At 63.5% G+C, this 14,200-nt stretch carries 6 protein-coding genes; all 6 read right to left on the bottom strand.

Annotated features, from left to right (window positions below):
- A partial coding sequence (locus BFP92_RS01705) for a two-partner secretion domain-containing protein (RefSeq protein WP_139114016.1) occupies window positions 1-5,631 on the bottom strand: 5,631 nt, incomplete at its 3' end.
- 31 nt (window positions 5,632-5,662) lie between these two features.
- Window positions 5,663-7,387: a ShlB/FhaC/HecB family hemolysin secretion/activation protein gene (locus tag BFP92_RS01700; RefSeq protein WP_065911335.1), complete on the bottom strand. Its 1,725-nt coding sequence runs from the start codon at window positions 7,385-7,387 to the stop codon at window positions 5,663-5,665.
- A gap of 474 nt (window positions 7,388-7,861) precedes the next feature.
- Window positions 7,862-8,344, bottom strand: coding sequence for a poly-beta-1,6-N-acetyl-D-glucosamine biosynthesis protein PgaD (pgaD, locus tag BFP92_RS01695; RefSeq protein WP_065911333.1), 483 nt, complete (start codon window positions 8,342-8,344; stop codon window positions 7,862-7,864).
- Window positions 8,345-8,346: 2 nt separating this feature from the next.
- Window positions 8,347-9,687, bottom strand: coding sequence for a poly-beta-1,6-N-acetyl-D-glucosamine synthase (gene pgaC, locus BFP92_RS01690; RefSeq protein ID WP_065911331.1), 1,341 nt, complete (start codon window positions 9,685-9,687; stop codon window positions 8,347-8,349).
- A gap of 2 nt (window positions 9,688-9,689) precedes the next feature.
- Window positions 9,690-11,687: a poly-beta-1,6-N-acetyl-D-glucosamine N-deacetylase PgaB gene (pgaB, locus tag BFP92_RS01685; RefSeq protein WP_065911329.1), complete on the bottom strand. Its 1,998-nt coding sequence runs from the start codon at window positions 11,685-11,687 to the stop codon at window positions 9,690-9,692.
- Window positions 11,688-11,699: 12 nt separating this feature from the next.
- Window positions 11,700-14,180 (bottom strand): poly-beta-1,6 N-acetyl-D-glucosamine export porin PgaA, encoded by a 2,481-nt coding sequence (pgaA, locus tag BFP92_RS01680; protein WP_065911328.1) that lies wholly within the window; start codon window positions 14,178-14,180, stop codon window positions 11,700-11,702.
- Window positions 14,181-14,200 lie beyond the last annotated feature (20 nt).

The raw sequence follows: 14,200 nt of genomic DNA, 5'->3' as shown, positions 1-14,200 counted from the left end.
GCCCAGGGTCCAGCCTTGCGGGCCGGTGCTGGCTGGCGCGCTGGCGCTTTGGCCACTGAGGCGGAACAGCCCGCCCTGGCCGGTTGGCAACGTGAAGCCGGGCAGGCTCAGCGGGTTGATCTGCTGTTGGGCCAGGTCCGGCGGCAGTTGCTGGTTGAGGGTGACGCGGGTGGAATAACCGGCTGCGCCACTGGCACCGGTGGCGTCGGTGGTGGTTTTGGCGCCCGCACCGATGTAGCTGTAGCCCAGGCGTACCACGCTGTTGTCGATACCGGCTTGTGCCTTGACGTCTACCGTGCCGCCGGCCTGAATCACGGCGGCGTAGCGTTGGTCATCGCTGGCGATTTTGGTGACTTTGCCGAACTGGGTGCGCTCGATCTCCATCATGCCGATGAAGTTGGCCACGGTGGCCTCAAGGCCGCCGAGGTCATTGGGGTTGTAACCGGCGCTTTTGTACCAGTATTTGTTGGTGAGTGCGGCGGCGGCGCCGAACCAGCCTTCAGGGTGCTTGGTGCGCTCTGACGTGAAAAGACGATAGGTCTCGGTCTCGCCGGTTTCGATGCCGGTGTTGACCAGGTTGTTCAGGCGCGCGGTGAAGTTACCGCCGGCCGCGATCGAGCTGCTGCTGTTGAGCAAGTCGCCGCCGGCCAGGGTCATGTTGCCGCCGGCGGTGATGCTTGAACCTGCACTGGCGGCGGTGACTTCCAGTTTGTCGCGTGTCACCAACTCCCACACGTAGTTGCGCGGGGTGCCGCCGGCTTTACAGTCACCGGCGTTAACGTATTTGATGCACGTGCCTTCGGTGGCCGAGGCGGTGTAGACGCCCGCATCGTTGACGTCGAGTACCGCCCGCTGGTTTTTGATCGAGTTGGCGGACAGGCTGAGGTTGCCGTCACTCTGAATTGTAGATGAGCTGTTGAGGATGCTGCTGGCCAGGCCGCCCTTGCCGTCACGGTCGACGCTGAGGTTGCCCAGGCTGTAGACGTCGGCGTAGCTGTTGTTCAGCGCGTCCACACGCAGGCTCATGTCGCCGCCGCTGAAGATCAGGCCGTGGTCGTTGAGCAAGGCGCCGGTGGTGGCGACCAGTCGTTGGCCGCTGCCCAGGGTCGCGTAGTTGTTGAGTGTGCCGGCGTTGACCACCAGGTCGGTGGCGGCGGTGAGGCGCCCACGGTTGTTGAGTGTGCCGGCGATGTTGGCGGTAGTAACGCCACCGCCGGCAATGCTGGCGGTGTCGCTCAGGCTGGCCTGTGCGGCGCTGAGGTTGAGGTTGCCCAGGCTGCTGATGCGCCCGCTGCTGTTGAGCGCGCCGCTCAAAGTCAGGTCGAGCGCACCGTCGCTGGCGATCAGGCCGTGGGTGGTCCAGTTGGCGCCGTTGCCGATAAAGCGCCGGGCACCGAGCAGTTGGCCGGTGGCGGTCTGGTCGAGGCTGTCGACGTTGACCGTAAGCTGCCCGGCCTGGATCACGCTGCTGTTGGTCCAGTTGCCCTGGGTGATGGTCAGGTCGCCACGGGTGACCAGGCTGCCGCCCACGTCGTTGAGGTTGGCCGGGGCAATGCCGAAGTTGCCGGTGCCCACGTGCAGTACGTTGCCGCCCAGGTTCTGGAAGCTACCGGCGTTGAGGGTCAGGTCGTTGTTGGCGGTTTCCACCACGCCGTTGCGGTTGTCGAACAGGCCACCAATGGCAAATTCGGTGGTGCCCGCCGTGCCCAGCGCACGCAGGCGCCCGGTCTGGTTATCGAGGCTGGCCGCGCGCACCTTCAGGGTGCTTTCGCTTTCAATGATGCCCAGGCGGTTGTTGAGTGCGCCGCTGAGGTCCAGGTCGATCTGTTGCCCGGCGATCTGGCCGTCGTTGTCGCCGCTGTTATCGAAGTCATGCCCGACCACGCGCATCAGGCCTTTGGCATACAGCCCGCCGTTGCGGTTGTCGAAGTTGCCGGTGGTGACCAGTGCGTTGCCGCCCTGCGCCGCGATGCGACCGCCATAGTTGTCCACGCTGCCGGCTTGCAGGTTGAGGCTTTGCCCCTGCATCACGCCGCCCTGGCGGTTGTTGTTGAGGTCGTAACCGTTGCGCAGCACGCCGACCACTTGGGTTTGCAGCGCGGCCTTGAGGCTGGCGAGGGTGCCGCCACGGTTGTCGAGGCTGGCGGCGTTGACGCTGAGGTCACCGGCCTGTGCGATCAGTTTGCCGCTCTGGTTATCCAGCGTGTCGGCCACGTTGGCGGTCATGCCGCCCTGGCTTTGCACGGTGCCTTTGCCATTGTCCAAGCGGTTGGCGGTGAGCAGCAGGTCGGCGTTCTGGCTGTAGATCAAACCGTCGTTGCCGTTCTGCACCAGGCCGCTGGCGGTGAGGCTCAAGCGGTCGTTGGCGGCCAGGGTGCCACGGTTGCGGTTATCCAGGCCGCCGGTCAGCAGGGTCAACAGGCCTTGGCTGGCGATCTGGCCGCCCTGGTTGTTGATCTGCGCCGCGCGGCTGATCAGCAGCGGGCCGCCGCTGGCCAGTTTACCGTTGGTGTTGGTCAGCGTCGCGAGCAGGTCGAGGGTGGTGGCGGTGCCGCCACTGATGCTGCCGGCGCTGTTGTCCAGGTTTTGCGTAGTCAGGCTCAGGGCCGCGCCGCTGTCGATCACGCCGCCCTGGGCGTTGTTGAGCAAGCCGCCGACGGTGAGCGTCTGCCCGGCCGCGCTGGAGAGTACGCCTTTGTTGCTGTTGTCCAGTTCGCCGGCATTAACGTTCAGCGCTTTCTGGCTCACCAGTGCCCCGCCTGCGCTGTTGAGCAGGTTGGCGGTCAGCGTGGCGTTCAGGTCGCCGTAACGGCTGGACAAGGTGCCGCCGTTGCGGTTGTCCAGGTTCGCGCCGCTGACGGTGAGGCCCTGCCAGCCGGACATCAGGCCATTCTGGTTGATCAGGTTTTCGGCATTGAGCACCAGCAGGTTATTGCTGATCAGCTTGCCGTTGCTGTTGTTCAACGTGCGGCCACTGAGGTTCAGGGTTTGCGCGCTGGAGAGTTCGCCACCCTGGTTGCTGAGGTCACGCAGGTGGTTGATGGAGAGGTTGCCGGCGGTGGTGATCAGGCCACCGGTGTTGTTCAGGTCACCGGTGGCGGTGCCGAAGTCCAGGGCAATCGCGCTGCCCAGCAGCGAGCCGTTCTGGTTGTCCAGCGCGGCGCTGTTGAGCGTCAGCGTATTGCTCGCGTTGAGCAGGCCCTGGTCGCGGTTGGTCAGGCGGCCAGCCACGTTGAGCAGCGTGTCGCCACGGCTGGTGAGGGTGCCGCCACTGTTGTCGAGGTCGGTGGCCTGGGCGTCAACCGAGGCGGCAGCGATCATGCCTTTGACGTTGGCCAGGGCCTGGCCGATGCGCAGGCTTAGCGCGGCGTTGCTCAGCAGTTTGCCGCTGCTGTTGTCGAGGTTGTCGGCGGTGAGTGTGAACGCCTGGCTGCTGGAGATTTCGCCGCCCTGGTTATGCACGTTCTTGAGGTTGTTGAGCATCAACAGCGGCGCGTTGATCAGGCCGTTCTGGTTGTTGAACTCGCCACGGTTGAGGTCCAGGGTCAGGGCCTCGGCGCTGGTGATCTGGCCGCCTTGCTGGTTGTTGAGGTCGGCGGTGCTGATGTGCGCGGCCTGGCGTGCACTCAGGGTGCCGTTTTGGCTGTTGTCGACGCTTGCGGCGTTGAGTATCAGGCTGCCGTCGGTGACCAGGCGCCCGCCTCGGTTGTCCACTGCGCCAAGTGCGCTGAGCGTCAGCGGGCCGGCGCTGGACAGCGTACCGGCGTTGTTGGCCAGGGTGCGCGCGGTGATGCTCAGCAGCCCTTCGCTGCTGATCAAACCCTGGTTGCGGTTGAGCAACTGGTCGACATTCAAACCTGCGCCGCCGCCGGCAATCAGCAGCCCGCCGTCGCTGTTATCCAGTTGCGTAGCGGTTACCTGCACGCCTGCACGGCTGGACAGCTCGCCATTGCGATTGTCGATGTTGGCGACATTGACCTGCACACCACCCACGCCTGCGACCAAGCCTTTTTGGCGGTTGTCGAGGCTATTACCGGCCACGCTCACCGTGCCTTGGCTGGTGACCAACCCGGCTTGGTTGTCGAGGCTGCCGACGTTGAGGCTGAGCGCATTGCCCGCCGTGATGAGGCCTGCGACGTTATCGAGGGTCGCGACCGTCAGCGATGCGGTGTCGAGGCTTGAGAGTTCACCGCCCTGGTTATGCACCTCACCGACCACGGCGGTCAGCGGCCCGTCACTGGTAACCAACCCACCTTGGGTGTTCTGCAGGCGATCGGCCGTGATAGCCAGGCCGCCGTTGCTGAGAATACGGCCTTTGTTTTGGTTGTCGACTGTGGTGGCGGTAATTTGGGTGTGCTGTTTGGCACCCAGTGTGCCGCCCTGGTTGTTCAGCGCTTGGGCATCCACGTTCAACGCGCGGCTGGCAATCACACTGGCGCCGGTGTTGGTGACGGCCTTGCCGCGCAGGCTCACGTCGCCCGTGGCGTTGCGAGTGTTGTCGGCGTTGACGCCGGCTTCAATGATGTCGCCGTTGGTCAGCGTGCCGCCGCTGGACAGCGCAATGCGGTCACGGGCAGCCAGACTCTGGCGGTTGGTAAGGTCGCCCTGGGTGTTCACGTTAAGGGCGGTACCGGCATACACCGGCCCTTTGGCGTCCAGGCTTGCGGCGTTGATGTTGACCGCGCCGCTGGCGGCAGTTTGCGCCAGGCTCAAATGCCCATTGGCATCGAGTTGGATATCACCACCACTGGCCGCCAACGTGCCGTCGAGCTTCACACCCACACCGGCTTCGGTGCCCACCAGTTTGATTGCACCGGCGTACATGCCGCCCAAGGCGCTGGAGTCGATGGCCAGCTCGGGTTTGGCGCTGCCGTCGTCGGCCCGCACAGTGGTTTTGAGGCTTTTGGCGTCGACGTCGTTGCGCCCGGCGACCACGGCCAGCTCACGGGCGTTGATCTGTGCGTTGATCTTGGCCGAGCGGGTGATGATTTCGAAGCGGTCGACGTTGCTGGCGTTCAGGCCTTCGCCGTCGATGGTCACGGCGCCGCCGTCCACCTGGTAGTGGTCCAGGCGACCGACGTTGTCCATCATCGGCTTGCCGGTGGTCAGGGTCACGTTGGGCGTGTTGATAAACCCGCAACCGCTGCACGTGATGCCGTAAGGGTTGGCGACGATCACCTTGGCCGACTGCCCCGCCACTTCGGTGTAACCACGCAGTTGGCTCGGGCTGCCGCCGTTGACTTCGTTGAGGATGACGTTCGCCGCGCCGCCCTTGAGGTTGGGGTTGCCGACGATGTAACCGCCCAGCTGGGTGTTGGTCACCGCGCCCGTGGCGTTGTTGAGGATCACGCCGTTGGGGCCGACGTTGTAGTCCTTGAACTGGTTGTGGGACAAGCCACTGCCATTAGGGGTGGCGATGTTCACCACCGGCACGCCATTGCCCGCCTGGCCGACGCTGGTGGCCGGGTTGCTCACCACAATGCCTTCGGCCTGGGCCAGCAACGGCTGCCAGAACAGCGCGTTGACCAGGATCAGCACCAGCCCGCGCTTGGGCAGGCCGAAGAACGCGTCGCGGCGCTTCAAGGCAGCAGAAGGTTGGCGGGCCAGAAAGGCAAAGTGGCGAACATCCATGGTCAAATTCTCGTTGCAGCGGGGCGTTGAATTACAGGAAGAAATCCATGCGGAAGTAGATCGGCGCTTCGCGCTCCGTCACCACTGCGGGTCTTTCTAACGAATGGGCAAAGGTCACGCTGGTGCTGACGTATTTGCCACGGGCGAACAGTTCCACGGAGTTGCTTGAAACGCGGCCGTGGTTGTCGCCGTTGTAACGGTCGTTGCGGATCACGCCCTGGTCGTAACCGAGGCTGGTGCCGTATTCCGCAAAGGCCGGGCGCAGCCATTCGAGGGTGACCGGGCGGGCCCAGCGCACTTCGTTGCGCCAGTAGCCGCCGCTGTCGCCAGACAGTTGCTGGTCCTTGAAACCGCGCACCGACGACGAGCCGCCGAGGCTGATGCGTTGCGGCGAGAACAGCACGTCTTCACTGCGTTGCCCGGTGGCCAGGCTGGTGAAGCTGAACGACTCGCCCCACAGGCGAAACGGCTGCAAATAGCTGACGGTGGCAGTGTACTTGCGGTAATCCGGGGTCGGCGTGAGGTTGCCGAACTGGTCGCGGTGCTGGTCGTCGCGCTGGGCGTCAAAGGCGCCAATGCCGTTCTGTACGCCGAGGTCGATGTTGACGAAGGCATTGCCGATGCGTCGGCCGTGGTTGATACCAAACTGCAACTCACTGAGGCGGTTGCTGCTGATTTCGAGCTGGGCGTCGTTGATGTAGTTATTGGTGCGCAGGTGAGCCAGACCGACGTTGAGCGAGGTTTTGCTGACGTCATCGCGGTGGATCACACGTTCGGCGCGCAACTGGTGGTTTTGGCTGTCGCCCGACTGCTTGAACTTGAAGGTGTCGGTGTAACCCAGCGCACGATAATCGCTCTCGCTGTAGGTGTAAGTGAAGTTCCACCAGCCCCACGGCACGTTGTAATAGAGCAGGGCGTTTTTCGAGGTTTTCTGGTGGTCGCTGATGGCGTCATGGCCACCGCGCAAAACCAGTTGGTCAGCCAGGCCGAGCGGGCTGTCCCACTCCAGGCCCGCGCCCCATTGCTGCTCGCCGGTGCTGCGTTGCCCGTCGTTGTTGCGCGACAGGCTGGCGCGCCAGGGCTTTTGCGGGGTGTTCTTGACCACCACGTCGCTGCCGCCCACTTGCTTGCCGGGGGTCAGTTCCATTTGCGCCTGCTTGGACGGCAACCGGTTGAGCTGGTCCACCAGTTGCTCGACTTCGCGCAGGTTCAGCGCCTCGCCGACCTTGCCGGGAAAGGCCATGGCCAGTTCGCGGTCGGTGACATTGCTGCCTTCGGCGCTTCTTACGGCTTCAAGTTTGCCTTCGACCACCAACACCTGCAGATGGCCACTGGAGAGGTCTTGTTGCGGCAAGTAGGCGCGGCTGGTAACGCGGCCTTTGGCGATGTAATAGTCGGTAATGACCTTGAGCAGTTCATTGAGCTGCGAAACGCCCAGGCATTGGCCTATATAAGGTTTGAGCAGCAGCGTGCGGTCGCCGGCAGCCAGGCTGTCGGCGCCTTTGAGCTCGATGTCTTTGATCGGGAAGCAGCGCGTGTCGGCAGGCGTGGCCGGGGCCTGGGGCTTGGCCTCTTTACCGGGCAGGTCCTGCAGCTCTTGCAGGCGCCGGCTTTGCTCTTCGAGCAGGCGGTTCTGCCGATCGCGGATCAGGTCTTGATCCCCAGGCGTGGGGGCGGCGATGGCCGTGTTCAGGCTCAGGCAGGCGAGCATCAAAGTGCACAACAAGTACCGAGTCCGTGGCAATAAAAAAGACATGTTCGATCCATCGATTATCAAGGGGCGGCAAACTACCATCGAACTAGCCCTGGCCCAAGAAACCGGGACAGTTGCACATTCGTACTTATTACATCCGCAACACATTGATTATTAACAACAAAGAATTATCAAAAAGAGATAGCGGCAGTCGTTAGAACTTTTATTCCGACCAGCGGCAACTCTTTTGATAGTCATTCGGCAAACATTCGAGCAAATGCCAGTATTTAGCCATCAACTAGTTGCCGAGTTAGGTTAGTGCAGGGGAATGACGAAAAGTTCGCGGCTGTTTTGTGAGTTGGATCCCATTTATCGGAATTCCAGGCGACGCAGATGGAATCGTTCCCACGCTCTGCGTGGGAATGCCGCCTCGGACGCTCCGCGTCCCGGTGACATCAGCACTAGGTGACGCGGAGCGTCACGGGATGCATTCCCACGCGGAGCGTGGGAACGATCTTCTAGGGGCCTGCGGGTTTTCTAGCCGGCGTCTTTGCCTTTTTCCGCGCCGGGCACCAGGGTCAGGCCGGGGCGCTCCACGTCGCGGGACACGTGGGACTTCACATCCTCCACACCGCCGTCTTCGTCGTTGTGGATCACCAACACACCCGGCTTGCGAAACTGCTCCAAGTGGCCGTCGCCCAAATTGAAACTCTCACTCAGGTGTTTGTCGCTCAGCGCATTGGCCTCGGCGCGGCGCTGGGCGAATTTGCGCCCACGGCGTTGCTGATAGCGCGCCCAAGTGATCAGGATCACCGCGTTGAACAAGGCGATCCACAGGTAGATCTGCAAGGTATTAAGCGCGGCGAAAATTGGCGCCTCGATACGCGGGCCGCCGTGGGTTTCGAGCATGGCGCCGATGCCACGCGCGAGCAGCCAGATCAGCCCGCCCCACGCCAGCAGCGTCAGCAGCACGTCGATGATCCACATCACGGTGTTCTGGCGAGTTCTGACCAGCTTCATGATCACGCCTCCTCTTGAGTGGGTTTAATGCCGCGGTCCGGGCTGACCCAACGCGCGCGTTTCTGGTGCTGGTTGAACAGCACTTTGGGAAAACTGACCAGGGTGGTGAACAGGCTGACCAGCCAGAACACCATCGGGTACCACACGGTCCAGAACAGGGTTTTCCACAGGTCCTTTTCATAGCGCCGGTCGATCAGGATGCTCACCGCAAATTGCAGCAGGCACACCATCGCCAGTACGAGGCCGGTAAAGGCCGGTGGCACCAGGGAGTCCACGGCAATCGCCTGCGGCAGTACCACGAACTTGCCCACGCCCCAGAAGATCACCGACAGCAGGAAGGTAAAGGCCCAGCCGGTGGACAGGCAGTATTCGAACAGCAGTGGCCACAGGTAGCGATGGCGCCATTGCCAGATGCCACGGATGTTCTTGAACAGCACTTCGGCGCCGCCCTGGGCCCAGCGCAGGCGCTGTTTCCACAAGCCGCCAACGGTTTCGGGCATGAGGATCCAGCACAGGGCACGGGGCTCGTAGAAGATCGCCCAGTGGTCCAGTTGCAGCTTCCAACTCACGTCGATGTCTTCGGTGATCATGTCGGTGGACCAGTAGTCGATGCGGTCCAGCGCTTTCTTGCGAAACGCCACCACCACACCCGACACCGTGAAGATCCGCCCGAACACGCGCTGGGTGCGTTTGATCAAGCCGATGATCGAGGAGAACTCGCCCACCTGCACGCGGCCGATCAAGGTCGAACGCGTGCGGATGCGCGGGTTGCCGGTCACGGCGCCCAGGCGCGGGTTGTCGAGCATCGGCGCGACCATGTAGGCCGCTGCGTTTTTGTCGAGCAAGGCATCGCCGTCGATGCACACCAGGTACTCACTGCGTGCCGCCACGGCGCCCATGCGCAAGGCCACGGCCTTGCCCTGGTTCTGCGCCAGGTGCAACACGCGCAGACGCGGGTTTTCCAGGGCCAGGGCATCGAGCACGGCGGCGGTGTTGTCGCTGGAACCGTCGTTGACCGCGATGACTTCAACGTTCGGGTACAGCTGGCCGAGTGCGGCGTGAATGGTGTCGGCGGCGTTATCACCCTCGTTGTAGCAAGGGATGATGATCGAGATCAGCGGGTTGCCGGCCAGGGTCGGCGCCGGCGTGTCTTCCTTCCACGGCCAATGCCGCTCCCAGTGCAGCCAGAAGTACAGCCCGCCGGCGATCCACAGCGCCGACATGAACAGCGGGTAGAAAAACACGAAGTCCATCAGGAACTGCCCGGTGACCAGGAAGATCAGGCCCAGGGGCACGCCCAGTACCAGCGCCAACACGAATAGAGCCAGGATTCTGTCAAACATGATCAAGGGTTCCACTGGTTGGAAAGGGCCGGACGAACTGTCTTCAAGTCCGGCGAGTTTTCCAGGAAGTTATCCGGGTAGTAGCCGAAGCTCTTGACCCCCTGGCGTTTGAGCACGCCCATCCACTCGGCCATTTGCGCGCCATTGATATCGGGTGCCGCTTTGGTCCGCCAATCTTTGGCTTGCAGTTCGAACACGGTTTTATCCAGCGCGCCGGGACGCGCCTTGACCGTGGCGACGAGTTTTTCCAGCCAGGCGTTGGAGGTATTCAGCTCCTGGCCTTCCATCAACGGCATGGCCATGGGCGCGGTCCAGTCGTAGGCCTGGAGGAAGTCATCGAGGTTCTGCGCAAACCAGGCTTCGCTGGCCGGGTTGAGCATCGGCTCGGCAAAGATATTGCGTGCGGTCTGCACCTGCGGGCCACCGATGGCGCGGACCTTGGCGGTCAGCTCGTGGGTGAAGTCGATCAGGTAGCGGCTCTTGAAGCGCGTCCAGCGTTGCATCACGGCAGGGTCTGCACGCAGCGCCGCGATGCTGCCCGGCAGGCCGTTGGCGGCATAAGCCTTGAGCGCGGCGGGGCCGGCGTCTTCGAAGTCAGACAGCACGGCGTCGTCGTGGTACAGCACACCGTCGATGGCATTGTTGCGGGCCAGGTCTTCATAAATCTCGCCGATGATCTTGCGCACCTGCGGGTCGAACGGCGACAAGCGCTTGTATTGGTCCGGGTCGGTGCCGACCTGGCCGGTCTGCGGGTCCCAGCGGGTCACGCGCGGCAGCTTGGGGTCGAGGGCGAAACTCAGCACCGGCATCCAGGCATACACGCTGGCATGGGCACGGGTGCGCAACTGCCAGGCGACGCGGTTGAACAGGTCGGCGCGCACCGGCAAATGGCGGTTGGGGAAGTACAGCGAATGCACCAGGCCGTCGCCCTTGGGGTCGGCGAAGGCTTGCAGGAACACGGTGCCCGCACCCATGTCGACCACACGTTGCACAAGCTGGTCGAGGTTACGCGCTTGTTGGGCAAGGTCCGGGTCGTAAACGTTGTCGAGGTCCACGTGCAGCACGCGCAGCGGTGCCTGGGTTTGCACGGCCACCATGCTGTTGGCGAAATGCTCGCCGTCCGGGTCCGAGGCCACCAGAAAGCGCGGGCTGTTCATCAGGTTGCCGAGGCTGTCGAGGCCGTCTTCCAGAGTCAGCGCCATCTTGTAGCCCTGCTCGCCGACAATCGCCAGCGCGGTGCCTTTGGCGGCGCCGTAAGGCCACACCCACACCCGAGGCGCCTTGCCGGTTACGCTGCGGATCTTGTTGGTGATCGCCGCGACATCAGCCCGCATGCGTGCATCGAATTTGGCCTGGTCTTCATAACGCCCGGTGGCCGGGTCAAAGCGCAGGCTGGTCGCCGCCGGCTCGAGGTTGCCCTGGGGGTTGGCCAAAATCCCTTTGTGGTTGTTGTCGGTGTGCGCGGCGATTTCCACCAGGCCCGACTGCGACACTTCACGAATCTGCTGCCAGGTGAGGAATTCCCCACGTGGGCGCGGCGAGCCGGCGAAGTCCACCGGTTGGTTGAGCGGCGTATCGATCCAATACCCCACCGGCGCCAGCAAGGCAGGCCAGTGATAGGCGCGCAGAATCGGCATCACGCGGGTATAGAAGCTCGAATAGCCGTCATCGAAGCTGAGCATGATGGCTTTGGGCGGCAACTCGGGGCCGCCGTTGCGTGCCGCCAGGATCTGGTCGACGCTGACCGCCTGGTAGCCATTCTCGCGCAACCACGCCAGCTGTTCGATCAAGCGCTCGGTGCGCACCGCCACCACCGCCTGGTCGGGGTCGCGATCCTCGACGTCGTGGTAGGCAATGCCCAGGAAATGGTTTTTCGGCCACGGCGCTTCGTTGGCCGCTATCGGCCGCTCGGCGGGTGGAGTGAAGGGCGCGGGTTGCTGGGCGCAGGCACTGGCCAGCATTACACCCAGGACCAACAAACAACGGCAAAGGACGGTCATGGTCAGGCTCTTTTAGAAACGGTAAGTGAGGTCGACGAGCAAGCGCAGATCGCGTTCGCGATCACCGTCATAAGGTCGGCTGATCAGGCTCAGGTTGGCGCCCACGTCCAGTACATCGTTCCAGCGAAAACGTTGGCCATAGCCGATCAAACCGACGCCACCGGTGGAGTAATCCCGTTGGCTGTACGTACCTGCACCGAGCTGGAACTGCTGACTCCACTGAGTCTCGTAGCGGTGATAGAGCACATGATTGACCGTGACCGTGGGCAACACGGTGAAGTCGGACTTGGGGTTGAAGTACACCGTGTCTTCTTTGGTGTTGTGGCTGGTACCGACTTCCAGGCCCAGGTCGACCTGCACGCCGGGCGCGCTGTAGATGCCCTCGCGGCCGGTCAGCACGGCTTCGAAGCGGTTGTTGCCATCGCTGAAATGCGACGGGCTCAGGGCCAGTTTCCACTCGCGGCTTTCATTTGCGCGCCAGCGGATAAAGCCACTGCCGCCGTTGGCGGTGACATCGGCATTCAATGCCCGCAGCGGCGTGGTGGTGAGCAGGTAGCCGAGGCTGCCGCCGTACTGCCAGTTGTCGTTGATGTCGCGGGCAATCGACACGGCCGCACCCTGCTTGGAGCCATAGCCGTAGGAGTGGTTGGAAACTTCGGCTTCCAGGGTCATGTCACGGGTGCGGCGCTCCACACCGACGCGCTGCCACCGGTGTTGGCCGGTGCCTTCGCTGAAATCGGCGGTGGCATAGCCGGCACCGGCGAACAGGCGCCAGTCTTCATCGATAGGCGGCGTGTAAAGCACGCTTTCGATGCCCCAATCACGGCTGCCGGCCACTGCGCCAGCGTCGTTGTTATTGCCGCCGCCGTAGCTTTTACCGGTGTAGGCCTCCACGCGCAGCTCGGCCATGTCGTGCACATCCCGCAGGCGGCTCAGGCGCTGCACTTGGCGGCTGTCCGGGTTACGAGCCAGCACGTCATCGGTGAGCACGTCCATTTGCCGCCATTCCTGCAGGTCCATGGCGGTGTAGGCCTGGCTGACTTCCAGGCCGATATCCCGCGGGGTCTGGGCTTCGGTTTCCTTGAGGATGCCCTCGGCGCGGCGCGGCAGGTCGCGCGCGCGGTACATGTCGGCCTGGGCCAGGCGCAGGCCGACATTGCCGGGGGCTTTGGCCACCAACGCATCCAGCCCGGCTTCGCTGCCGGGCAAGTCACCGCCGTAGATGCCGGCCTGGGCCGACAGCTGTTGCGCGTCCATCCAGGCATCGTTGGGGTTACCGATGGGCAAGCCCTTGAGTTCGACCCGAGGTTTCTGGCTAGTGGCGAGGCTGTTGGCGACTTCGCGCGCATCGGCGCCTTTGTCGCTTTCCTGCAAGGCGTAGAACAGGGCCGTGGTGTCTTCAACCCGGTCATCGGGCTCGGCATCGGCCGCGCTGATCACCTGACGGTACAACGGCTCGGCTTTTTCCGGCAGGCGCTGGTCGAGGTAAGACGCGGCGACCCAGCGCAGGGCATAAGTGGGCAATTGCACGCCTTCGCCCTTGAGGGTTTCGTAGTCGCGGATCACATCGGCGGTGCGTGCCCGCGCCTTGAGGGCGCCCAGGCGGTCGATGCGCCAGCGCACCACGTCGTCATGGGCGCTGGCGTCCGGGGTCCAGCGGGCGAGCAGTTTGTCGTAGTCATTGAGGGCACGGTCGGCAACCACGTAGCGTTCTTTTTCGGTGCGGGTGGCGAACTCGGCCATGCGCACGCGCTCGGCGGCGAGGTCACCTTCGAGGCGGCGCTGGGTCACCGCATCGAGCAGCCCCGGATGTTTAGCCGACAGGCGCAGCGCCGGCTCCGGCAGGCGGGCCTTTTGCAGGGCGACGATGTATTCGCGGACCACTTCGGGTTTGTCACCGGCGCGAGTAAAGGCTTGGTCGAACTCAAACAGGGCGTCGTAGTTCAAGCCTGCGCGGGTCAGCGCATAACCCAGGGCCATGCGGCGGCTGGGGTCATTGGGTTGCGCCGCTACCAGTGCGCGCAAGCGCTGCACGGCCGTCGCGGCCTGGCCGCCGTCGGCCTGGGTCAGGGCCTGGCCCAATTGCAGGTCGACATTGCCCGGCTCACGCACCAGCGCTTGCTGATAAACCGCCAGGGCCTGTGGCCACTGCTTTTGGTTGCGATAAGTGCGCGCCACCGTGGCCAGCGCCTGGGTGGTGAGGTTGCGATTTTTGCCCTGGGCCTCGTAGACCTTCAGCACTTCGGCGTCTTGCCCTGCCCAACCGGCAATCACCAGATGATCGCTGATCTGGCCGGGTGTCTGGCGTTCAGGCGAGAGTTGGCGCAACTGGTTCAGCGCGGGGGTGAAGTTACCGTTACGCGCCTGGATAATCAGGGCGTCATAGGCTGGGTCGGCGAAGGCAAGGCTGGGCGTCAGCAGTTGGCTGCATAAGGCGGCCCCAATGAGCAGACGCAACCGGCCTGAAGCACTGATGGGTAGTGTTCGCAGCATATCGTGAGCTTCCTTACACA

It is taken from the genome of Pseudomonas sp. 58 R 3 (assembly GCF_900006605.1).
In the GTDB taxonomy this organism is placed as follows: Bacteria; Pseudomonadota; Gammaproteobacteria; order Pseudomonadales; family Pseudomonadaceae; genus Aquipseudomonas; species Aquipseudomonas salomonii.
Note: the sequence above shows the minus strand (reverse complement) of the source record. Positions and strands in the feature narration are given on the sequence as shown.

Bases quoted from the DNA above. Each gene is read 5' to 3' on its own strand.
- pgaC (WP_065911331.1), bottom strand. From the start codon at position 9,687: ATGTTTGACAGAATCCTGGCTCTATTCGTGTTGGCGCTGGTACTGGGC.
- pgaB (WP_065911329.1), bottom strand. From the start codon at position 11,687: ATGACCGTCCTTTGCCGTTGTTTGTTGGTCCTGGGTGTAATGCTGGCC.
- BFP92_RS01700 (WP_065911335.1), bottom strand. From the start codon at position 7,387: ATGTCTTTTTTATTGCCACGGACTCGGTACTTGTTGTGCACTTTGATG.
- pgaA (WP_065911328.1), bottom strand. From the start codon at position 14,180: ATGCTGCGAACACTACCCATCAGTGCTTCAGGCCGGTTGCGTCTGCTC.
- pgaD (WP_065911333.1), bottom strand. From the start codon at position 8,344: ATGAAGCTGGTCAGAACTCGCCAGAACACCGTGATGTGGATCATCGAC.